The organism is Pseudomonas syringae group sp. J254-4 (assembly GCF_032586855.1).
Taxonomy (GTDB): domain Bacteria; phylum Pseudomonadota; class Gammaproteobacteria; order Pseudomonadales; family Pseudomonadaceae; genus Aquipseudomonas; species Aquipseudomonas amygdali.
Genome location: NZ_JAWHOO010000004.1, coordinates 236,957 through 259,098, shown reverse-complemented (window position 1 = coordinate 259,098; position 22,142 = coordinate 236,957). Strand labels below are relative to the sequence as shown.

At 58.0% G+C, this 22,142-nt stretch carries 17 protein-coding genes; 12 read left to right on the top strand and 5 right to left on the bottom strand.

Annotation, left to right across the window (positions count from 1 at the left end):
• Nucleotides 1-13: 13 nt before the first annotated feature.
• Together RYB09_RS07765 and RYB09_RS07760 are read right to left on the bottom strand one after the other, a co-directional pair.
• Nucleotides 14-631, bottom strand: a complete 618-nt coding sequence (locus tag RYB09_RS07765; protein WP_058400787.1) for a TPM domain-containing protein — start codon at nucleotides 629-631, stop codon at nucleotides 14-16.
• Between the two features lie 26 nt (nucleotides 632-657).
• Nucleotides 658-1,350 carry a TPM domain-containing protein gene (locus RYB09_RS07760; RefSeq protein WP_058400786.1) on the bottom strand — a complete coding sequence of 231 codons (693 nt, stop codon included), beginning with the start codon at nucleotides 1,348-1,350 and terminating at the stop codon, nucleotides 658-660.
• 320 nt (nucleotides 1,351-1,670) lie between these two features.
• Here RYB09_RS07760 and bglX point away from each other — a divergent pair, with 320 nt between their 5' ends.
• The 9 genes from bglX to RYB09_RS07715 all read left to right on the top strand — a co-directional run bounded on the left by bglX (nucleotide 1,671) and on the right by RYB09_RS07715 (nucleotide 16,254).
• Nucleotides 1,671-3,968, top strand: a complete 2,298-nt coding sequence (bglX, locus tag RYB09_RS07755) for a beta-glucosidase BglX (RefSeq protein WP_058400785.1) — start codon at nucleotides 1,671-1,673, stop codon at nucleotides 3,966-3,968.
• A gap of 69 nt (nucleotides 3,969-4,037) precedes the next feature.
• On the top strand, nucleotides 4,038-5,795 hold the full coding sequence (locus tag RYB09_RS07750; protein WP_058400841.1) for an ATP-binding protein: 1,758 nt from the start codon (nucleotides 4,038-4,040) through the stop codon (nucleotides 5,793-5,795).
• A gap of 6 nt (nucleotides 5,796-5,801) precedes the next feature.
• Entirely contained in the window at nucleotides 5,802-7,136 is a 1,335-nt protein-coding gene (locus RYB09_RS07745) for a sigma-54 dependent transcriptional regulator (RefSeq protein WP_316887805.1), read from the top strand.
• Between the two features lie 224 nt (nucleotides 7,137-7,360).
• Nucleotides 7,361-9,733 carry a PAS domain-containing protein gene (locus RYB09_RS07740; protein ID WP_316887803.1) on the top strand — a complete coding sequence of 791 codons (2,373 nt, stop codon included), beginning with the start codon at nucleotides 7,361-7,363 and terminating at the stop codon, nucleotides 9,731-9,733.
• Nucleotides 9,734-9,867: 134 nt separating this feature from the next.
• A complete protein-coding gene (locus RYB09_RS07735; protein ID WP_316887800.1) occupies nucleotides 9,868-11,562 on the top strand; it encodes a molecular chaperone HscC in 1,695 nt (564 codons plus the stop codon).
• A 5-nt stretch (nucleotides 11,563-11,567) separates the two neighbouring features.
• Nucleotides 11,568-13,211 carry a J domain-containing protein gene (locus RYB09_RS07730; RefSeq protein WP_058400840.1) on the top strand — a complete coding sequence of 548 codons (1,644 nt, stop codon included), beginning with the start codon at nucleotides 11,568-11,570 and terminating at the stop codon, nucleotides 13,209-13,211.
• A 173-nt stretch (nucleotides 13,212-13,384) separates the two neighbouring features.
• Complete coding sequence (locus RYB09_RS07725) at nucleotides 13,385-14,710, top strand: MFS transporter (protein ID WP_058400781.1); 1,326 nt, start codon at nucleotides 13,385-13,387, stop codon at nucleotides 14,708-14,710.
• A 424-nt stretch (nucleotides 14,711-15,134) separates the two neighbouring features.
• On the top strand, nucleotides 15,135-15,491 hold the full coding sequence (locus RYB09_RS07720) for a hypothetical protein (protein WP_058400780.1): 357 nt from the start codon (nucleotides 15,135-15,137) through the stop codon (nucleotides 15,489-15,491).
• A gap of 139 nt (nucleotides 15,492-15,630) precedes the next feature.
• A complete protein-coding gene (locus RYB09_RS07715; protein ID WP_004658879.1) occupies nucleotides 15,631-16,254 on the top strand; it encodes a flavin reductase family protein in 624 nt (207 codons plus the stop codon).
• Here the strand turns inward: RYB09_RS07715 and RYB09_RS07710 are convergent, their stop codons facing one another.
• Nucleotides 16,255-16,494: a hypothetical protein gene (locus tag RYB09_RS07710; protein ID WP_058400779.1), complete on the bottom strand. Its 240-nt coding sequence runs from the start codon at nucleotides 16,492-16,494 to the stop codon at nucleotides 16,255-16,257.
• 165 nt (nucleotides 16,495-16,659) lie between these two features.
• On the opposite strand from RYB09_RS07710, the gene RYB09_RS07705 reads away from it, so the two are divergent.
• Nucleotides 16,660-16,830 (top strand): hypothetical protein, encoded by a 171-nt coding sequence (locus RYB09_RS07705; RefSeq protein ID WP_004416346.1) that lies wholly within the window; start codon nucleotides 16,660-16,662, stop codon nucleotides 16,828-16,830.
• A 127-nt stretch (nucleotides 16,831-16,957) separates the two neighbouring features.
• Nucleotides 16,958-18,454, top strand: coding sequence for an MDR family MFS transporter (locus RYB09_RS07700; RefSeq protein WP_122258124.1), 1,497 nt, complete (start codon nucleotides 16,958-16,960; stop codon nucleotides 18,452-18,454).
• 14 nt (nucleotides 18,455-18,468) lie between these two features.
• Here RYB09_RS07700 and RYB09_RS07695 read toward each other — a convergent pair whose 3' ends face one another.
• Nucleotides 18,469-19,599 (bottom strand): DUF3396 domain-containing protein, encoded by a 1,131-nt coding sequence (locus tag RYB09_RS07695; RefSeq protein ID WP_058400777.1) that lies wholly within the window; start codon nucleotides 19,597-19,599, stop codon nucleotides 18,469-18,471.
• Nucleotides 19,600-20,080: 481 nt separating this feature from the next.
• A complete protein-coding gene (locus RYB09_RS07690) occupies nucleotides 20,081-20,725 on the bottom strand; it encodes a TetR family transcriptional regulator (protein WP_002554958.1) in 645 nt (214 codons plus the stop codon).
• A gap of 255 nt (nucleotides 20,726-20,980) precedes the next feature.
• On the opposite strand from RYB09_RS07690, the gene RYB09_RS07685 reads away from it, so the two are divergent.
• Nucleotides 20,981-22,141 (top strand): efflux RND transporter periplasmic adaptor subunit, encoded by a 1,161-nt coding sequence (locus RYB09_RS07685; protein ID WP_058400775.1) that lies wholly within the window; start codon nucleotides 20,981-20,983, stop codon nucleotides 22,139-22,141.
• Nucleotide 22,142 lies beyond the last annotated feature (1 nt).

The window sequence follows — 22,142 nt, the reverse complement described above, 5'->3', positions numbered from 1 at the left end:
CTGCCTTTTGCCGTTACCCCAACACCACCAGCCGATTCGGCAGCTCATTCCTGCCGTGCGTCACTGGAACGTGATCGGCAAGCAACTCGCCACAGGCATGGATACAGCCGAGAAACCCCTGCAAGGTCTGCCCGTCTCTGACCTGCTGGGTAAACACGTCGACCATCGCCTTCCAGGTATCGTCATGCAGACGACTGGCAATGCCATGGTCAACCAGAATTTCGACATACCGTTCGGCCTCGCTGACAAAAACCAGAATGCCGGTTCCGTCATGGGTCTTGTGCAGGTTTTGTTCAAGAAACTGCCGACGTGCCAGATTTCCGGCTCTCCAGCGCCGAACCGAAAGCGGCACCAGCAAGGCCGACACGTTCGACATGCGGCAGACCAGCGCCACAACAATGAACGTACTCATTTGCGCCAGCATCAGTTCGTCCGCGCTCAACCACTGAACGCAGTAATTGACCGTGCCCGGCAGCAGCAGGCCGATCAACCCGGCCCAGATCAGCGGCATGTACGCATAGTCGTCGGCACGAGCAGCCAGTACCGTAACCAGTTCGGCATCGGTGCGCTGCTCGACGCGATCAATCGCTTCGGCGACCTGCCGCTGTTCATCTCTGTTCAATAACGCCATGCTTCCCTCATTGACCAATCGATCGGCTACCAGTTGCCCGAAGCCCCGCCACCGCCAAAGCGACCGCCATTGCGGTCAGCGGCCCTGTCACGTGCGGGCCGGGCAACGGCACCGCGTTTGATACTGATGATCACGATGCCCAGCACGATAAGGGTCAGAACAATCGCGATCAGCCAGACCTGATCGTCATTGGTCTGCTCTTCATATTCGGACATCTGTCTCGTCGGTTCGGGATAATCCGGTATCTGACCGCCCAAAGCCGCAATAACCGCCCGTGTACCGCGCTCGATGCCGACCGAAAAACGATTGTCGTCAAACTCGGGCGTCATCAACATATCCATGATCAAGGAGGCCTGGGCGTCATTGAGACGATCCTTCAGGGCTGTACCGACTTCCATGAATACCTTGCGCTTGTCACGGTAAACCACCAGCAGAACGCTGTCGTCTTCGCCATGCGGCCCAAGGCTCCAGGCATCGCCGAGTCGGGCACCGAACTCTTCGATGCTCGTACCCTGCAGATCGGCCAGGGTGACCACTACCACGCGCTCACCGGTGGCCTGCTCATGGGCACGCAGAAGTCTGGCCAGACGAACCGTGGTCTGGCTGTCGAGCATTTGTGCAGCATCGACCACACTGCCGGTCATTGGCGGAAAAACCAGCGCGGTTGGCTCCGCCTCGGCACGCAACCCACCTCCCAATAGCATCACCACGTACAACATCCATTGTGAAACAGACTTCAAAATCAGACCTCCGGTGCTTTTTTGAATCTATTGAAACGACACGCCTTAGCCAAAACACAAGTTCCCCGGCATAATCCATCGCCAACGCCTGATGCGGTCAATAGCTGATCGAACAGGGTTTGTACAAAAATCAATCAAACCACCATTTTCGTACACACCTTGGGGGGACTTCGTACAGTGAAGCGGATGGCAACTATCCTTGCGCCCTGTACGAACCATAACGCCAAAGGTCCATAACCCAAAAACTGGCTGTCGGATATTAAACGCGAGTTGCTGACAAAAGCCTTGAGAAATCATTCATGAATAAGCTGTGTTTATTAGGTTTGCTGGTCGGGATGGCCAGTCAGTCGGTGATGGCCCAAAGCGCCGCCGCCACGGACAATACAACGCTTCAAGCCAAGAATGCCTTCATCGGCAAACTCATGAAACAAATGACCCTGGACGAAAAGATCGGCCAGTTGCGTTTGATCAGCATCAGCGCCGACATGCCACAGCCGCAAATTCTCAAGGAAATTGCTGCCGGAAGAATCGGCGGCACGTTCAACTCCGTTACCCGTTCGGAAAATCGTCCGCTGCAGGAAGCTGCTGTCGCCAAAAGCCGTCTGAAAATTCCGATGTTTTTTGCCTACGACGTGGTTCACGGTCATCGTACGATTTTCCCGATCAGCCTGGGCATGGCCGCCAGCTGGGACATGGACGCCGTCGCACTGATGGGCCGGGTTTCGGCTAAAGAGGCAAGTGCTGACAGTATCGACATGACATTCGCGCCCATGGTCGATATTTCCCGCGATCCACGCTGGGGCCGCAGCTCCGAAGGCTTTGGCGAGGACACCTACCTGGTGTCACGCATTTCCGATGTGATGGTCCGGTCTTTCCAGGGCAAGAACATCGCAGCCAATGACAGCATCATGGCTGCCGTCAAACATTTCGCTCTGTATGGCGCGGTCGAAGGCGGACGCGACTACAACACCGTGGACATGAGCATGACGCGCATGTATCAGGACTACCTGCCGCCCTACAAGGCTGGCATCGATGCAGGGGCTGGCGGCGTAATGGTTGCGCTCAACTCGATCAATGGTGTCCCGTCGACCGCCAACAAATGGCTGATGCAGGATCTGCTGCGCAAGGACTGGGGCTTCAAGGGCGTGACCATCAGCGACCATGGCGCGATCAAGGAACTGATCGACCACGGCGTGGCCAAGGACTTTCGCGAGGCCGCCAAGCTGGCGATCAAGGCTGGCGTCGATCTGAGCATGAACGACGTGGCCTATGGCGAGCAGTTGCCCGGGCTGGTCAAGGACGGCGAGGTTTCCATGAAGGAAATCGACAGCGCCGTGCGTGAGGTACTTGGGGCAAAATACGACATGGGCCTGTTCGCCGCTCCTTACGGCCGAATCGGCGTCGCTGCCGATGACCCGGCAGACACCTATTCCGACGACCGCCTGCACCGTGCCGAGGCTCGCGATGTTGCGCGCAAGACACTGGTGCTGCTGAAGAACCAGAACGACACGCTGCCGTTGAAGAAACAAGGCACCATCGCGGTTATTGGTGGATTGGCTCAAAGCCACCTCGACATGCTCGGCAGCTGGTCGGCAGCGGGCCGTCCCAACCAGTCGGTCACTGTCTATGAAGGGCTGGCCAACGCGGTCGGCGACAAGGCCAAACTGGTTTACGCCCGTGGTGCCAACGTCAGTGACAACGAGCACATCCTCAACTATCTGAACTTCATCGAGAAGGAAGTCGAGGTCGACCCGCGTCCCGCGCAGGAAATGATCGACGAAGCGGTCAAGGTCGCCGAGCAGGCTGATGTGATTGTTGCCGTGGTAGGCGAGTCGCGCGGTATGTCCCATGAGTCGGCCAGCCGCAGCAGCCTGAACATTCCGGGCAAGCAGCGTGACCTGATCAAGGCACTCAAGGCCACGGGTAAACCACTGGTGCTGGTGTTGATGAATGGCCGTCCGCTGGTACTGGTCGACGAGCAGGAACAGGCCGATGCCATGCTCGAAACCTGGTTCCCGGGCACCGAAGGTGGCAACGCGGTGGCGGATGTACTGTTCGGCGACTACAACCCGTCGGGTAAGCTGGCCATGTCGTTCCCGCGCTCGATCGGTCAACTGCCGGTCTACTATGCACACTTGAATACCGGCCGTCCGTATCATGAAGACAAGCCGGGCAACTATACCTCGCACTATTTCGAGGAGCCCAATGGCCCGCTGTTCCCGTTCGGTTACGGTCTGAGCTATACGCAGTTCGACGTCTCGGACATCAAGCTGTCTGACGCCAGCATGACGCGCAAAGGCAAGCTCACTGCCAGCGTAACCGTGAAAAACACCGGCAAGGTTGCAGGCGCGACCGTGGTGCAGTTGTATCTGCATGATGTGGCTGCCTCGATCAGTCGCCCGGTGAAAGAACTGAAGAACTTCGAAAAAGTGATGCTTGAGCCTGGCGAGGAAAAAGTCGTTAACTTCACGCTCAGTGAAAACGACCTCAAGTTCTACAATAGCGAGCTCAAGTACGCTGCGGAACCTGGTGAATTCAAGGTCATGATCGGCCTGGACTCGCAGACCGTGAAAGAAGCGACCTTCAATCTGTTGTAACGCTCGTCCATGGCGCGTTCGCAGGCATTGATCTGCAAACGCGCCAGCGGAGTCCGATCAGGCCGCAACATGACGCTCAAGCATCGTTACTGGCGCGTTACCCTGTACATGCTGCTGATTATGGCCGGTGCGGTGCTGTGCGCCGGGCTTGCGATGCATCAGGCCCAGCGTCACGCGCTATCAGAAGATGCGGTGCGTGCCGAAGGGCAATTGGCACTGTATGCCAATACCCTGCATACCCTGATCGAACGTTATCGCGCCCTGCCCTCTGTTCTGGCACTGGACCCGGAGATTCGTGCAGCGCTGAGCGGTCCGGTATCCGCCGACGTGCAGAACGCACTCAATCTCAAGCTGGAAAAAATCAACAACACGGCGCATTCATCGACGCTTGAGTTGCTCGACCTGCACGGTCTGGCGATCAGCGCGAGCAATTGGCGCGCACCCAACAGCTATGTCGGCCACAACTACGGCTTTCGCCCCTACTTTCTGCAAACACGGGCTCAGGGTACCGGGCGCTTTTACGCGGTCGGTGTGACCACCGGAATCCCTGGGTACTTCTTGTCCAGTGCGGTGGTGAACGATACGGGTGCCTTCATCGGTGCGATGATCGTGAAGCTGGAGTTTCCAGACCTTGAGCAGGAGTGGGGCCAAGGTGACGACCTGCTATTGGTCAGCGACGAAAAAGGCATCGTTTTCATTGCCAATCAATCGGGCTGGCGCTATCGCGAGCTGCTGCCTATTTCTGTAGAGGACCGTGCCGACCTGCTGCGCACGCGCCAATACGACAAGAAAGTACTGTCCCCGCTGCGCAGTCGGGTCATCGAAAGCTTTGGCGAAAACAGTCATTTAAGCCGTGTCGAAGGCCCGGATGGCACCACGGATTATCTTTGGCAGTCGCTGCCGCTGCCCGATGAAAACTGGACCTTGCACCTATTGCGCAAGCCACCCACGTCCAGCGAGGACATTCGCAACGCGGGCCTCGCCGCAGCGGGCATCTGGCTGGCACTGGTATTTCTGGCTCTGTTTCTCTATCAGCGCTGGCGACTGGCGCGATTACGGGAGCGCAACCGGGACGAACTGGAGCGTCTGGTACAGGAACGCACCCGTGATCTGCAAACCGCGCAGGACGGTCTGGTCCAGTCGGCCAAACTGGCGGCGCTGGGGCAGATGTCGGCAGCGCTGGCCCACGAAATCAACCAGCCGCTGACAGCCCAGCGCATGCAACTGGCAACCGTACGGCTGCTGCTGGATCAGGGCCGAATCGATGAAGCCTGCAAAGCGCTGATTCCGGTCGATCAACAATTGACACGTATGGCCGCCTTGACCAGCCATCTGAAGACCTTTGCCCGCAAGAGCCCCAGCGGTTTGCGCGAGAGGCTGGACCTGGCCACGGTAGTCGATCAGGCCTTGCTGTTGCTCGATCCGCGCCTGCGCGAGGAGCACATCGACTGCGTGCTGCATCTGTCACGTCCCGCGTGGGTGCGTGGCGATGCCATACGTCTGGAGCAGGTGCTGATAAACCTGCTGCGCAATGCACTGGACGCCATGCGCGAGCGCCCGTCCAGGCGCCTTGAAGTGCGTATCGACGCCATCGACAAGCAATGGCGGCTCAGCGTCAAAGACAACGGAACGGGGATCGCCGAGGAAAACCTGGCCAGTATTTTCGATCCGTTTTTCACCACCAAACCTGTGGGCGATGGTCTGGGCCTTGGCTTGGCCGTGTCGTACGCCATCATTCACGAACTGGGCGGGCAACTTACGGCGCAAAACCATGCCGAAGGTGCTGTGTTCTGGTTCAGCCTGCCCAATGACTTTCTGGAGGCCTGACCCGACATGTTGAACGCGGTCATCGTGGTAGACGACGAGGCACCCATTCGGCAAGCCGTCGAGCAATGGCTGACGCTGTCGGGGTTTGAGGTGCAAGTCTTCGCCCGTGCCGAGGAGTGCCTGGCACAAATGCCGGAACATTTCCCCGGTGTGGTGCTGACCGACGTACGCATGCCGGGCATGAGCGGTCTGGAACTGCTGAGCCGAATGCAAGGCATGGACCCGGACCTGCCGGTCATCCTCCTCACCGGCCATGGCGATGTGCCAATGGCTGTAGAGGCGATGCGCGAAGGTGCCTATGATTTTCTGGAAAAGCCCTTCAGCCCCGAAACGCTGATCAGCAACCTGCGGCGCGCGCTGGAGAAGCGCCAACTGGTGCTGGAAAACCGCCGCCTGCATGAACAGGCAGATGCAAGAATCCGACTGGACGCCACGCTGCTCGGCGTGTCGCCCAGCCTGCAGATCTTGCGCCGCCAGGTGCTTGAGCTCGCGCAACTGCCGGTCAATGTAATCATTCGGGGGGAAACCGGCAGTGGCAAGGAATTGGTCGCTCGCTGCCTGCACGATTTCGGTCCACGCGCCGGCAAACCTTTTGTCGCGCTCAATTGCGCGGCCATCCCCGAGCATCTGTTCGAAGCCGAGTTGTTCGGGCACGAAAGCGGCGCGTTTACCGGTGCACAGGGCAAACGTATCGGCAGACTGGAATATGCCGACGGCGGCACCGTGTTTCTTGACGAAATCGAGAGCATGCCCATGGCGCAACAGGTCAAGCTGCTACGCGTTCTGCAAGACAAGCGCCTTGAACGGCTGGGTTCGAATCAGAGTATCGATGTCAACTTGCGGATCATTGCTGCGACCAAACCGGACCTGCTTGAAGAGGCCCGCGCCGGGCGCTTCCGTGAAGATCTGGCCTATCGCCTGAACGTTGCCGAACTGCGTCTGCCGCCGTTGCGCGAACGCCTTGAAGACATCGCGCAACTGTTCAGCCACTTCACCCGAGCCGCCGCCGAACGCATGGGCCGTGAAGTTCCAGCACTCAGCGCCACGCGCCTGACCCAGTTGCTCAGCCATGACTGGCCCGGCAACGTACGCGAGCTGGCCAATGCGGCCGAGCGGCAGGCGCTGGGCCTCGAACTCACCCCGACGCAGCCCGATATTCAATTGCAGGGGCACTCTCTGGCAGCACGCCAGGAAGCCTTCGAGGCACAATGCCTGCGCGCTTCGCTGACCCGTCATAAAGGTGATATCAAGGCTGTGCTCAACGAGCTGCAACTGCCGCGAAGGACGCTGAACGAGAAAATGCAGCGTCATGCTCTGGTACGGGAAATGTTCCTGAACTGATAGCTGCGCACATCCTGTATGGCTTCTTCTGGCGATAACCGAACATTTCCCGCGCTGCCGGGTCTGCATACTGTCCCGGCTATGTAAGGCCGTGATGGCTGGATAGTTTTAAGGCATAATGACATCATTCCCGCCTGGCTATTCAAGCTCACATTGGCAGTCCGAAAGTTGGGGCATTTTCTACCGTGAATACTCCCCTCGACCTCCCACTGGGAGGCGGCGATATGGGCCGGCTCATCCGAGAGACAGACTGGTCGACGTCTGCGCTGGGACCGAAGCAAGCATGGCCAGCAGCGCTACTGTCATCAATGAACCTGATGCTCAGTTGCCCCGATAGCATGTATCTGCTTTGGGGGCCGGACTTTGTCCTGTTTTTCAATGACGCCTATGCCCAGGTTTTGCCCGTTGCAGCAGAGCAGGCTCAAGGACAACCCATTGCCTCGGTGTGGGGCGATGCCTGGGAGGCCGTGCGCCCGCTGGCCGAGCAGGCGCTTGGTGGACAAAGCCGCCGGTCTGACAATATTGAGCGCACCATCGTCCGCAACGGCAAGCCCGAGCAGACCTGGTGGTCGCTTTCCTATTCGCCGCTCTACGGCGATAGCGGCCTGATCGAGGGCGTGTTCTGCCGGGTCAATGAAACCACTTCCCAAGTCATTGCCCAGGCCCGACAAAATGAAAACGAAGCGTTTACCGAGCGTGTTCTGTCGAGCATCAATGATTGCATCAAGGTGCTGGACCTCGATTCGCGCCTGACCTTCATGAGCGAAGGCGGTCAGCGGATCATGGAAGTCAGCGATTTCAACGCGATTCGCGGCTGCCCCTGGCCTGACTTCTGGCAGGACCAGGGCAATCTGGACGCCATCGCTGCTGTCGAAGCGGCCCGCGCGGGTCAGAACGCCAGTTTCATGGGCTCGGCGCAAACCATGGCGGGCACTGTCAAATGGTGGCATGTGCAAGTCAGCCCGATCTTCGGCAAGGACGGCAAGCCGGAGAAAATTCTGTGCGTGTCCCGCGACATGACCCAGCTCCGAGACGCTGAACAAGCGCTGATGTCTCTCAACGAAACGCTTGAGCAGCGTGTGATCGAGCGCACCCGTGACCGTGACCGCATCTGGCGCCTGTCGACTGACCTGATGCTGGTGGCGCAATTCGACGGGATCATCTGCGCGGTCAATCCGGCCTGGACTCAGGCTCTCGGCTGGTCGGAAGAACAACTGCTCGACAGCCAGTTCCTGGGGCTGGTACATCCTGAAGACGTAGAGAGTACGCTGGCCGCCATGAGCGGGCTGGAAAACGGCCAGACCATTCCTCACTTCAAGAATCGCTATCGTCATCTGGACGGTTCGTACCGGACCATCTCGTGGACTGCCGTGCCGGACCAGCAATACATTCATGCCGTCGGCCGTGACATTCAGGCCGAGGAAGAGGCCAATGCAGCGTTGCGTCTGTCCCAGGAGGCCCTGCATCAAGCGCAGAAACTGGAGGCTATCGGCCAACTCACCGGCGGTGTGGCGCACGACTTCAATAACCTGTTGACGGTGATCCGCTCCTGCAGCGACCTGTTGAAGGCACCTAACCTTGAAGAGCATCGCCGTGTGAAGTACGTCGAGGCCATTTCCAGTACGGTAGACCGGGCGGCTCGTCTGACCGGTCAGTTGCTGGCCTTCGCCCGCCGTCAGGCCTTGCAGCCGGAAGTGTTCGATGTCTGCAAGAGTGTGGCGCGTATTGGCGAGATGATGGATACGCTCACCGGCGCACGCATTCAGGTGAGCATCGACCTGCCTGCCGAGCCGTGCTTTATCTTCGCCGATGGCAGCCAGTTCGACACTGCGCTGGTCAATATGGTGGTCAACGCACGCGATGCAATGTCGGGCGCGGGCCGACTCAGCATAAGCGTTGAATGCGCTGCCTGCCCCACTGCCGATCAGCCTGCCTCACTCAGCGATGGCGATTATGTGAAGGTGTCGCTGACCGATACCGGCGCGGGTATCGCCAAGGAAAAACTGGGCATGATCTTTGAACCTTTCTACACCACCAAAAGCGTGGGACAGGGTACAGGGCTGGGGTTGTCGCAGGTATTCGGCTTTGCCAAACAATCGGGCGGCGAAGTGCTGGTTGAAAGCGAACTGGGCAGAGGCAGCTGCTTCACGCTATGTCTGCCGAGTGCAAAAAATCACGAAGTCGTCGCGCAAGACAAGCATTGCGCGCCTGCCGCTTTGCCCGGTCTTTGCGTTTTGATGGTCGAGGACAATCAGGACATCGGCACGTTTACCCGACCGATGCTTGAGCAGCTTGGTTTTCAGGTGCTTTGGGTCAAGAGTGCCACCGAGGCGCTGCATGAGTTGTCCGGTAACCCGGAAAACTTTCATGTGGTGTTTTCGGATATCGCGATGCCCGGCATGAGCGGGCTGGAACTGTACGCTGAAATCGAAGCTCGTTATCCCTGGATGCCGGTCGTCCTCACCTCCGGCTACAGCACTGAATTTGCAACGATCGCTCAGGACGAAACACACCGCTTCGACCTGTTGCAAAAACCCTACTCCAGAGTAGATCTGGCAGCGATCCTGCACAGGGCGGTGAGTCGCACTGGAGAATAATAATGCTGCAAAGGCATCCTGACGCGGGGTGCCAGCAGGCATTCCCGACGCATAAAACCAAGACAACACCGGTGGCCTTGATTCAGAATCACGCAAAACATTGCAACAATCCTTGAGCAGGGAGCATTTTTGAGATGATCGTCGGTATTGACCTGGGCACCACCAACAGCCTGGTGGCTGTCTGGCGCGACGGCAGCAGCGAGCTGGTTACCAATGCGTTGGGAGAAACACTGACTCCAAGTGTGGTCGGGCTGGACGACGAGGGGCAGATTCTGGTCGGCAAGGCGGCGCGCGAACGTCTGCAAACTCACCCGGACAAAACCACGGCGCTGTTCAAGCGTTACATGGGCAGCGCTCAGGAGATTCGCCTGGGATCTGCCACCTATCGCCCGGAAGAGTTGTCTTCACTGGTGCTCAAGAGTCTTAAAGCCGACGTCGAGCGCGCGTTCGGCGAGCCTGTCACCGAGGCGGTGATCAGCGTTCCGGCATACTTCAGTGACGCTCAGCGTAAAGCGACGCGCATTGCCGGGGAGCTGGCCGGCCTCAAGGTCGAGAAGCTCATCAACGAGCCGACAGCAGCAGCCCTGGCCTACGGACTTCATCAGAAGGAAGGCGAAACCTCGTTTCTGGTCTTCGACCTGGGCGGCGGCACGTTCGACATCTCGATCCTCGAACTCTTCGACGGCGTGATGGAGGTGCGTGCCAGTGCAGGCGACAACTTCCTGGGGGGTGAAGATTTCGACCGCCTGCTGGTCGAGCACTTTCTGACCCTGCACCGAGATGAGCAGGACTTCCCCGGCAAGGAACTGGTAACGCCCTCGCTACGACGTGAAGCCGAGCGCGTGCGCAAGGCGCTGGGCCAGGAAAACGGTGTCGATTTCGTGCTGCGCCATGCCGACCGCGAATGGCGCAAGACAATCACGCAAGAGCAGATGAATGATCTGTTTGCGCCTCTGCTGGCCCGCCTGCGCGCGCCCATCGAGCGAGCCTTGCGCGATGCGAAAATTCGCGTCGCAGATCTGGACGAAATCCTGCTGGTGGGCGGCACTACACGTATGCCGCTAATCCGCAAACTGGCCGCCGGGATGTTCGGGCGTTTTCCGGCCATCACGCTCAACCCGGATGAGGTCGTCGCGCAGGGTGCTGCGATTCAGGCAGCACTCAAGCAGCGCGATGCGGCGCTGGAAGAAGTCGTTTTGACCGACGTGTGCCCCTACACCCTGGGTATCGAAACCACACAATACGTGTTCAACGGCTATCAGTCCGGGCATTACCTTCCGATCATCGAGCGCAACAGCGTGGTGCCGGTCAGCCGGGTGCGTACCGTGAACACGGTTGCCGACAACCAGGAGCACGTTCTGCTGCGGATCTTTCAAGGTGAAAGCCGCCTGGTCAAAGACAACATCGCGCTGGGCGAACTGAATATTCCCGTGCCGAAAGCCAAGGCCGGCGAGGTCGAACTTGACGTGCGTTTCACATACGACAACAACGGCCTGCTGGAGGCCGATGTGCGGATCCAGATGACCGGCGAAAATCACAAGCTGGTTATCGAGAACAACCCCGGAGTCATGACACCCGCCGAAATCCGTGAACGACTCAAGGTGCTGGAAGCGCTCAAGGTTCATCCTCGCGAACAACAGGTCAACACTCACCTGACAGCACGTCTGGAACGGCTCTATCAGGAGTATCTGGGCGAGGCACGTGAAACTATCGGAGTCTGGGCTGCACAATTCCAGCGCGTGCTGGAAACCCAGGATGACCGGCAGATCAATGAACTGCGCAAACAGCTCGAACAGGAAGCAGACCGTTTCGAACGAGGTGAATGGTGACGGCAATGGATTGCTGGAGCGTACTGGATCTGGGCCATGATGCCGACGAGCGCAGCATCAAGCGCCAATACGCCAGGCTGTTGAAAACCACACGTCCCGACGACGACCCGGTTGCCTTTCAGGCGCTGCGCGATGCTTACGAGCAGGCGCTGAACTGGGCAAGAAATCGTGTGGAAGACGACGATGAGGGCAGTGACGTCTGGGCAGTTGCTGGTCAGCCCCCCGAATCGCTGCCCCTTGATGAGCCTGCGCTGGTAGTCCGACCGGACCATCGACAGGTACACCCGGCATTCGACATGGCCGAGCCTCCTGCCCGCCCGGCAGTAGAGTTGAGCTGGTATGAGCAAGCCAGTCAGACCACACCGGAAAACCTGCACTCACAACGTCAGATAGCCCAGGATCAAGGCTGCGATGAGCTCTTCCAGCAACATCTGGCCCGGCGTTGCCTGCTGGACCCGGAGGACAATCAGGCGCTGATCAAGGCCGCCGTCGAACAACTGCATTGGCTGACACCCTGGCAAAAAGTACAGCTCAGGACTCATCAGGCGCATCGGCTGACTCAGGCACTGCTGGACAGCTCGCTTGAGTCATTTCATGCCATGCTCGAAAACAACGAGGAACGTGCCTTTCTCGATGCGCTCAAGGCACTCCGGCAGCAGCCATGGCTGACATCATTTGATCGCCAGGAGCAACTTGAACAGTGGACCATGACACTGCTGCTCAACAACCATGACTGGTCCCCTGCCCTGTTCGAACGCTTGAGCAGCCTTTTTGCCTGGGATCAGAAACATGACGTGTATGCAGGGCCGCTTTCCCTGTGGATGAATCTGGTCCAGCGTTGTGAAAAGAAGGCATTCGTCGCACACCAGCAGAAACTGCTCGAAGCCTCACAAGACAGTCCCGAGGCCATGGCTGCGCGTCTTCTTCTGCAACCACCACCCCTGGATGAAAGGCTGCGACTGGCAAGGCACGGTAATCAAGAGCTGTGGCAAGCCTGCGAAAAACTGGCGTCCGACCTGACTCACCGGTTCCCGGATGCCATGCAAGAGTTCCCGGACGCCGACGTACAATCCTGGCGTAAATTGCCTGAGCAGGTGTCATCCAATCTCAATCTCAGGGCCTATTTTTTCGGCGTATTGACGATCTTCACGACGGCATCACTGGACCCTTCCGGCAGCAACGTCACCTGGTACGAAATAGCTGGCCTTGCGCTGACCGCGCCGGTTTTCCTCCTGCCTGTCATCCATATATTCATGTCGTTCTGGCGCCCTTTCGCTGAGCGTATCAAGCCGGTGGATATGCGCTGGAGTGCGCGCTTGCTGCCCGATTACCTGAGCTGGCCCGGTTATCAGGCGCTGGCGCTGCGCCACGGTATTCCGATCGTCACGCTAGGCTACGTCTGTGTACAGAAAGGGCCCGTACTGGCAGCGCTGTATGGCGCAGTCCTGCTGCTATGGATCGTGCTGTCGCCGTACCGGATTTCAGGTTTTCAGGACGCCATTTCCGTCAGGACCGGAGGCTGGGATAGCGTAAAAGCCTTCTGCGTCAGAAATACCTTCAAGGCAATCATGATCGTTCTGGGTCTGATGCTCGCGTTCGTCGTGGGCGTGATTGTGTTCGGCCCTGCACGCGGCCACTACCTCGCTTGAGTACCCATCGGCAAGAATCCGCCTACCTCAATCGGGCAGATAAGCGGATTCTTGCTCATCAAAGTCTCTCAACCGCTCTAGAACAGGCTCTCATGGTGTGGCACAGCTCCTGCTATGTCACAGGCAGGGCATCCAATGCCTCCTTCCAAAAATAATGAAAAACAAGGAACACCATGGAAACTTCCAATCCCGCCTCCCGTGGGTCGGCTGCTACTGCTGCTGGCCAAAAAACCACTTCCAGCCGTTTGAAATCCATTTTCAGCGGCTCGGTCGGCAACATGGTCGAGTGGTACGACTGGTACGTCTACGCCGCTTTCTCGCTGTACTTCGCCAAAGCGTTCTTCCCCAAGGGCGACACCACCGCACAACTGCTCAACACCGCCGCGATTTTTGCCGTGGGCTTTCTGATGCGGCCTATCGGTGGCTGGCTGATGGGGCTTTACGCTGACTACAAGGGGCGCAAGGCTGCGCTGATGGCATCGGTACTGCTGATGTGTTTCGGCTCGCTGATCATTGCCCTGACCCCGGGCTATGAGAGCATCGGCGTCGGTGCCCCGATCCTGCTGGTGTTCGCCCGACTGCTGCAGGGCCTGTCTGTCGGGGGTGAATATGGCACCTCGGCCACCTACCTCAGCGAAATGGCCAGCAAGGAACGTCGCGGCTTCTTTTCCAGCTTCCAGTACGTCACGCTGATTTCCGGCCAACTCATCGCGCTGGGCGTGTTGATCGTGCTGCAGCAGACGCTGACCACCGAGCAGCTGTATGCCTGGGGCTGGCGTATCCCGTTTGTCATCGGTGCCCTGTGTGCAGTGGTTGCGCTGTTTCTGCGCCGTGGCATGGAAGAAACCGAGTCGTTCACCCGCAAGAAAAAGGAAAAGTCCAAGGAAAACCTGATGCGCACATTGATGCGTCATCCCAAGGAACTGATGACCGTAGTCGGCCTGACAATGGGCGGGACCCTGGCTTTCTATACCTACACCACGTACATGCAGAAGTACCTGGTCAACACCGTCGGCATGAGCATCACCGACTCGACCTCGATATCAGCCGCGACGCTGTTTCTGTTCATGCTGTTGCAGCCGGTGATTGGCGCCCTGTCCGACAAGGTCGGGCGGCGTCCGATCCTGATTGCGTTTGGCGTACTGGGAACGCTGTGTACCGTACCGATCCTGACCACGCTGCATACCATTCAGACCTGGTGGGGCGCGTTCTTCCTGATCATGGCGGCGCTGATCATCGTCAGCGGTTACACCTCGATCAACGCAGTGGTCAAGGCCGAGCTGTTTCCGACCGAGATCCGTGCGCTGGGTGTCGGCCTGCCGTATGCACTGACAGTGTCGATTTTCGGCGGTACTGCGGAATACATCGCACTGTGGTTCAAGAGCATCGGCATGGAAACCGGCTACTACTGGTACGTAACCGCGTGCATCGCCTGTTCGCTGCTGGTGTATGTCTTCATGAAAGACACGCGCAAACATTCGCGGATCGAGACAGATTGATCACTCTTCGTTAACACGCCTGAGCGGCATGCCCACGCCTGAGTTGGCGTGCCGTTTCCACGCCGGTGTGAGAAACACAATATCGGTTACATCGATACAACCTTCATCATCGCCCCCTGAAACGACATGAGCACTTGCTACAAAGTGTTTCAATACAGTGCACACTTTCGAGACCAATCAGCGATAAGACATTGAAAAAATTACACTTCCATTTTGTCAAGTGGCTTTATTACAAGATTTTTCAAAATATGCACCTCGATAACGCAACATCGCCTGCAAGGCCCGAAATCAGAGCATCACAGCCAACTATCATTTTCAGCGATGGTCGCTAGCAATCCGATTAACTTCTTAATAATCCGCTGGCGCGTAGCATTGCCTCCATACCGGGATGACAACTCACCCGACACTCATTGGAGACATCATCATGAAAACCACTAAATTGATCTTCGGCCTGGCTTTCTCTGTTCTGGCTTCCAGCGCCTTTGCACTTCCAGTCACAACTGTTCAAAACGATATGTCCCGCTCGACCATCGTTGCTGAAGGCGGCACCAAACACACTAATGTCGGTTCAATTCGTGTCGCTGCTGACGGCGCAGACCGTGTCGGTGCGAATCGTCAGGCTGCCGATGGTGCAGACCACGTCGGTGCCAATCGCCTGGCCGCTGATGGCGCGGACCGTGTCGGTGCAAACCGTCAGGCCGCCGATGGTGCAGACCACGTCGGTGCCAACCGTCTGGCCGCTGATGGTGCAGACCGCGTAGGTGCCAATCGTCTGGGTTGATAGCCCACGCAACGCCCCAAGCCCGGCCGATGTCGGGCTTCTTCATGTCTGGCCCAGGCGGAAATACACGCTGCTCTGGCATCCTCTGCAAATGCGCAGCACTATGTCCGCATCCTACAGAGCCCATCAGGAATCGAGCATGTCAGACGCTATTCACTCCTACGAGCCATCCAAGGGTCACGGCCTGCCGCATGACCCGTTCAACGCGATTGTAGGGCCACGCCCGATCGGCTGGATTTCATCGCAGGATGCCAACGGCAAATTGAATCTCGCACCCTACAGTTTCTTCAATGCGTTCAACTATGTGCCCCCCATCATTGGGTTCTGCAGCGTTGGTCGCAAGGACAGTCTCAATAACATCGAGCAGACCGGTGAGTTTGTCTGGAATCTTGCGACCCGCTCGCTGGCTGAAGCCATGAACCAGAGCTGTGCCCCGGTAGCGCCGGATGTCAGCGAGTTCGAGCTGGCCAACCTCACGCCACTGGCCTCCCATATCGTTTCGGTCCCACGTGTGCTGGAGACGCCGGTGTCGTTCGAATGCAAAGTCACCCAGATCATTCAATTGCAACGCGCCGACAAGGAGCTGGTGCCCAGTTGGCTGATTCTGGGCGAAGTGGTGGCCGTACACATCGAGAAATCCCTGCTCAAGGACGGTGTTTATGACACCGCGGCCGCTGAGCCGATCCTGCGTGGCGGCGGTCCTGCAGATTACTTCCAGCTGGGGCCGGAAGCGCTGTTCAAGATGTTCCGTCCAGGCGCCTGATCAGGAATCGCCCCATACCGGCTCGCCCTCGGCATCAATGTCGATCAGCCGCTGCAGTTCCTGTGCAGCGGCCAGGTCGGCGTCATCGGCAGTCTTGAACTTCTGGTCCGGCAGCAGCGCATGAAAGCGCGGCGCTCCGCCGGCACCCAACCCCTTGATGGCAATTGCCGCGTTGTACCCCTGCTCGGAAGGCATGACTGCCGACACCACTTCAAACCCGTTGTATTCCTTGCGTGCCATGCGTCTGGACCCTGCTCATAAATCAAAGCGCGAATTCTAGCGCGTCTTCCAGCGCATTCGTCACGCAGCAAGCGCAGATGATGACTACCGACGCAAACTTCAACCGTGTCCTACACTTTAATCAGTTCTTTCAAACTGCTCTGTAGCCGAGGTAAGGAGTGCGTCATGAAAGCAATAACAAGAAAATGCATGGTTGTCGCAGGAGCTCTGGCGGTATTGGCCGTGTACAGCGCCGGTGCCTATCGTAACGAACTGGCGCGCCAGGCCCCCTATGTCTCCAGCTGTACGTTTGGCCATTGCGTGCCAACCGATGCCACCTTCAGCGCCTTGCGATGACGCTTGCGGAGCATGAATTGCGTCATCGTTCAGCAAAGGCAGCTATCGATTAGCAAGCTATCGGATTAGACTGGCCAGACTCTCCCGCCACACTTGCGGCGGGTCAACACTGCCATCAGGTTTTGCCTTGACCAGTCTTACTCAAACGCCTCCGGCCATTCGCAGCATTCTGTTTGCGTTGATGATGGCGGTATTGCTCAGCGCGCTGGATCAGACCATCGTTGCCGTTTCGATGCCTGCCATTTCCGCCCAGTTCAGGGACATCGATCTGCTGGCGTGGGTCATTTCCGCGTATATGGTTTCCCTGACCGTTGCAGTGCCGATCTACGGCAAGCTGGGCGATCTATACGGGCGGCGTAAACTGATGCTGTTCGGCCTGGGGCTTTTCACCCTCGCCTCTTTGTTCTGTGGCATGGCGCAGAGCATGGAACAACTGGTGCTGGCGCGCGTCCTTCAAGGCATCGGTGCAGGCGGCATGGTTTCGGTAAGCCAGGCAATCATCGCCGACATTGTTCCGCCTCGTGAGCGGGGCCGCTATCAGGGTTACTTCAGCAGCATGTACGCCCTGGCCAGCGTTGCGGGCCCGGTGTTGGGCGGTTTGATGACCGAATACCTGTCATGGCGCTGGGTGTTCCTGATCAATCTGCCCTTGGGGGCCGCCGCGCTGATCGTCGCATATCGAACCCTGGTCGGCCTGCCGGTGCCACAGCGCAAACCGATTATCGACTACCTGGGGACGGTGCTGATGATCATCGGCCTGACCGCGCTGCTGCTGGGAATTACCGAAATTGGTCAGGGGCATGGTCTGGGCGATTTCGAGGTTCAGCTGTTACTGGGCACCGCCCTGCTGACGCTGGGCATTTTCGTCTGGTACGAACGCCGCACCGCCGAGCCCCTGTTGCCCATGCACCTGTTCACCAATAAAAGTGCCGTGCTTTGCTGGTGCACGGTGTTCTTTACCAGCTTTCAGGCTATTTCCCTGATTGTCCTGATGCCGTTGCGTTACCAGACCGTCACCGGTGGCGGAGCAGACAGCGCCGCCCTACACTTGCTTCCGCTGGCGATCGGCATGCCGATGGGTGCCTATTTCGCCGGGCGACGCACCGCGCATACCGGGCGCTACAAGCCGCTTATCCTGACCGGTGCGCTGCTGATGCCCATCGCGATTCTGGGCATGGCCTTCACGCCTCCCCAATCGCTGATAGCGATGAGCCTGTTCATGGTCCTGACCGGCATCGCCACCGGCATGCAGTTCCCCACTTCATTGGTCGGTACCCAAAACTCGGTTCAACCAAGGGATATGGGCGTGGCCACCAGCACAACCAATCTGTTCCGCTCGCTGGGTGGTGCAGTAGGCGTAGCGTTGATGTCGGCGCTGCTGCTGGCTATGTTGCAGCATACCGGTGTCGGTCTGCCCGGCTCGGGAGCGCTGGGTGGCGAAGGCAGCTCCGGTAATGTCCTGCTCGACAGCCTTAATGCAGCAACCGGACCGGCTCTGGAAACACTGCGAGCCGAACTGGCGCTGACCTTCAGAAACCTGCTGATCACCAGTGCGGCCATTTCGCTGCTCGGCCTTGCCGCAGCCGTAGCAATGCCCAATACGCTATTGCGAGGCCGCGATTAGCTCGACGCGCTGACTCAGGACGACATCCCGGCCCAGAACCACTGGGTTTTCTTGCTTTTTATATGGGTGAACGCCGGCATGAGTTCACCTTCGTCGAAATGTCGACGAGAGCCAAACTGTGCGCTGCTGAACCAGCAGCCAGATCGAGGGCATGCCTGCCCCGCATCAACCGGCGGCAGCGGTTTTTCATCAAATCGCGCATACCATTGCGCGGTGGTTTCCTCGGTAAAGCCGATACCGGGAGCAAGGTAGGGATGAAGGTTGCCGGTGTCCTGCAGGCGAACCGGTTTGATCATACGGTTGACCGTCACATAAGGTTGCGGCGGCAGGCCTCGACCACCCAATTCAGGCACCGCACCCGCCCGAATGATCAACCCGTTGCGATAGCTATGAAACACGATGTCGCTGTGCGCGCTCATCTCGCCCCGCAATCTGTCGCTCCCTCCCAGCTGCCTGACAAACCCTTCGCCCAGCACCGTATACCAGCTGACGCCCTTTATACGGTCCAGCAAACGCAGGCTTTCAATGTGCGGACCGGGATCGACCATCAACCCGATGTAGTCCTGAGCCAGTCGATACTCCCAGGGTAAATACTGGTGCCCATCGCAAGGCAATACACAGGCGAGCCCGCCAAAACCATGCTCGGCCTGCACTTCGCTGCTTAGATAGCGGATCCAGGCTTCATAGTTCTTCAAACCGTCAGGCTCGGTCAGGCAGGACCAGGGCAAGACCATTTTCAGGCAAGAGCGATCGTTGTCGGCTTGCCCCTGCGGGGTGTTCATGACAAACAGGCTGTACATGGCGACCTCGGCCTGGGTCGCACTGGCGATAGACCAGATGAACTGCTCGTCCGGGAGGCTCTCGACAACCTGACGCCGGGTCGACGCAAAACCCGATGCGCTCAAGCGACGCATGCGCTTGAACAGTTGCCATTTGAGTTTCGGCTTGAACGCCTCATAGAAGCGCGAAAAGCAGGCTTCGACCCGACGCTTCATCTCCAGCGTGTGACCATTGCGGAAATACAGTGTAGTGATCAACCCAAGCCGAATGACGGGTGTCCCCAATTCAGAATCCATGGCAACCCGTTCGGATTGCTGCGCGACTCCGGCCAGCAGCCTCACAGCATCAGTTGTAGTGTCCGACATGCTCTGCCCTCCCCTTGATCGAGAGAGCCAGATTTACGCTCATGCCTGCATGCCCTTTGCATGTTTCGATCACGTCCGACGCAGACCTGCGATTACGCAAGCCACGACCCTGCCCACGCGCGTACATTTCAGCGGATCTGGCGTTGATTTCAGGGCACATGGGCGCAAGATTCGGCAAAAACATGCAACCTTCCTCTCTTCTGATCTTTCCGGAGCCGAAGAGTGAAGGGAGTTTTCCCGCGGGGCAATACTCGGAAATTACTTTGGGAAATCAGCTACATGTATCAGGAAATGTCCTACCCACTTCCTACAATATTTTGTCGGATCAATACCCGGTCGGCAGCAATCGGTGAGTGCAATAGATCAGGACGGGTAAACAGTCGGTAAACACACTGTATAAAAAATACGAATTGGAGTTAGGCTTTGTATGAAAGATAACGGCCCGACTGAACCGGCATGCTCCAAGGCCTGTCATCTTCAGTCAGGAAGCCTTGCTGATTCTTAGCGTAGGGCTGAAGCGCAGCATGTCCAGACACACATCAACCAGTTGCTCGGCCTCTGCCGGCAATGAAAAGCTGTCTGGAACCAGCAGCCATTGATAAATGATGCCATTGACGTAAGAAAACAGGGCGACTGCGGCCCGGGCCGTATCGAGATCTTTGGGAAGTTGCCCCTGGCGCACGGCATTGTTCAGCCCCAGGGTGATCCGGTCGTGGCACTGTATGGCGTTGTCCTGACGCTGACGACGAAAATCACACATCTCGTCAGTAAACTCGCACTTGTGAAACAGGATTTCATTGATGCGACGGGTTTTCGGGTCCAGTGCGAGCTCATGAAACAAATGAATCAAAAGATTTCTCATACAGCCCAGCGGGTCTTCTTCCTCTTCGCTCTGACTGGCCTGCGCCATTTCATCGAGCGGTTCCTGAAGACTGTCGAGCATGGCCTGTACCAGATCGGCCTTATTATTGAAGTGCCAGTAAATGGCTCCTCGCGTCACACCAGCAAGGGTTGCGATGTCAGCCAGCGTGGTGCGGGCGACGCCTCGCTCATAAAAAGCCTGCTCGGCAGCCTCCAGAATCTGGCTGCGAGTGATCTGAGCTTCCTCTTTGGTGCGACGAACCATGGCAATAAAACCTCAAAAAATTTACCTCAGGCATGCGTCTGGCGGCAGACCTGGAGATATGACCGGGCGGCATTTGTCTCGCCTTGTCCCGAATTGGCTGTCGGCACTGTGAATAGTGGCCGAATGCGCACAGCGGGTGTTTACAAACAGCCGCGAATGTAAGTATATTCCTTAGCATGCTACTTATCTAGCCGAAATATTTTTTTACACTTCAACGTACTGTTGAGATAACAGGCTCCTGCCCCGAGGATCTTCATGCAATTCAAGCCAGCTGTTACCGTTCTGGTCACTGCCGTCGCCCTGGCAACCCTGCTCAGTGGCTGTAGCAAGAAGGAACAGGCGGCCCCGCCTGCGCAAACCCCTCAGGTCGGCGTCGTTACCCTCAAAGCACAGCCCTATACCCTGACCACCGAGCTGCCAGGCCGGACCACCGCATTCCGCGTCGCCGAGGTACGCCCTCAGGTCAACGGCATCATTCTCAAACGTCTGTTTACCGAAGGTGGCGACGTCAAAGCCGGTCAGCAGCTTTATCAGATTGACCCGGCTGTCTATGAGGCCAATGCCAACAGCGCCAAGGCGACTCTGCAGTCCGCCAAGTCGATGTCTGATCGCTACAAGCAACTGGTCAGCGAGCAAGCGGTAAGCCGTCAGGAATACGACACCGCCCAGGCATCCACGCAGGAAGCTCAGGCCGCCTTGCAGACCGCCCAGATCAATCTGCGCTACACCAAGGTGCTGGCACCTATTTCCGGTCGTATCGGCCGCTCCGCAGTGACCGAAGGCGCACTGGTGAGCAGTGCACAGACCGATGCGATGGCAACCATCCAGCAGCTCGATCCGATCTACGTGGACGTGGTTCAGTCGTCTGCCGACATGCTCAAACTGCGCAATGACCTGGAAAGCGGCAAGCTGCAGAAAGCTGGCGATAACGCGGCCAAGGTCAAGCTGACGCTGGAAGACAACAGTGTCTACGGCCAGGAAGGCAAGCTGGAATTCTCCGAAGTATCGGTTGACCAGACCACAGGCTCGGTAACCTTGCGCGCCGTGTTCCCGAACCCGGAACATCGCCTGCTGCCTGGCATGTTCGTCCACGCTCAATTGCAGGCTGGCGTCAGTGCGAAAGCCATTCTGGCGCCGCAGCAAGGCGTGACCCGCGACCTGAAAGGCACGCCGACCGCCATGATCGTCAACCAGGACAACAAGGTTGAAATGCGTACGCTGGTGGCCAACCGCACCGTGGGCAGCGACTGGCTGATCGAAGACGGCTTGAAAGAAGGTGATCGGGTCATTACCGAAGGCTTGCAGTACGTCAAACCAGGCGCCGAAGTGAAAGTCGCCGAAGCGACCAACGTCAAAGGAGCAAACCCGGCACCTGCCCCGGCCACTGATAAAGCCGCAGGCAGCAAAGGGGAGTAAC

Coding starts and splice junctions, on each gene's coding strand:
- RYB09_RS07765 (WP_058400787.1), bottom strand. CDS start 631: ATGGCGTTATTGAACAGAGATGAACAGCGGCAGGTCGCCGAAGCGATT.
- RYB09_RS07760 (WP_058400786.1), bottom strand. CDS start 1,350: ATGTTGTACGTGGTGATGCTATTGGGAGGTGGGTTGCGTGCCGAGGCG.
- bglX (WP_058400785.1), top strand. CDS start 1,671: ATGAATAAGCTGTGTTTATTAGGTTTGCTGGTCGGGATGGCCAGTCAG.
- RYB09_RS07750 (WP_058400841.1), top strand. CDS start 4,038: ATGACGCTCAAGCATCGTTACTGGCGCGTTACCCTGTACATGCTGCTG.
- RYB09_RS07745 (WP_316887805.1), top strand. CDS start 5,802: ATGTTGAACGCGGTCATCGTGGTAGACGACGAGGCACCCATTCGGCAA.
- RYB09_RS07740 (WP_316887803.1), top strand. CDS start 7,361: ATGGGCCGGCTCATCCGAGAGACAGACTGGTCGACGTCTGCGCTGGGA.
- RYB09_RS07735 (WP_316887800.1), top strand. CDS start 9,868: ATGATCGTCGGTATTGACCTGGGCACCACCAACAGCCTGGTGGCTGTC.
- RYB09_RS07730 (WP_058400840.1), top strand. CDS start 11,568: ATGGATTGCTGGAGCGTACTGGATCTGGGCCATGATGCCGACGAGCGC.
- RYB09_RS07725 (WP_058400781.1), top strand. CDS start 13,385: ATGGAAACTTCCAATCCCGCCTCCCGTGGGTCGGCTGCTACTGCTGCT.
- RYB09_RS07720 (WP_058400780.1), top strand. CDS start 15,135: ATGAAAACCACTAAATTGATCTTCGGCCTGGCTTTCTCTGTTCTGGCT.
- RYB09_RS07715 (WP_004658879.1), top strand. CDS start 15,631: ATGTCAGACGCTATTCACTCCTACGAGCCATCCAAGGGTCACGGCCTG.
- RYB09_RS07710 (WP_058400779.1), bottom strand. CDS start 16,494: ATGGCACGCAAGGAATACAACGGGTTTGAAGTGGTGTCGGCAGTCATG.
- RYB09_RS07705 (WP_004416346.1), top strand. CDS start 16,660: ATGAAAGCAATAACAAGAAAATGCATGGTTGTCGCAGGAGCTCTGGCG.
- RYB09_RS07695 (WP_058400777.1), bottom strand. CDS start 19,599: ATGTCGGACACTACAACTGATGCTGTGAGGCTGCTGGCCGGAGTCGCG.
- RYB09_RS07690 (WP_002554958.1), bottom strand. CDS start 20,725: ATGGTTCGTCGCACCAAAGAGGAAGCTCAGATCACTCGCAGCCAGATT.
- RYB09_RS07685 (WP_058400775.1), top strand. CDS start 20,981: ATGCAATTCAAGCCAGCTGTTACCGTTCTGGTCACTGCCGTCGCCCTG.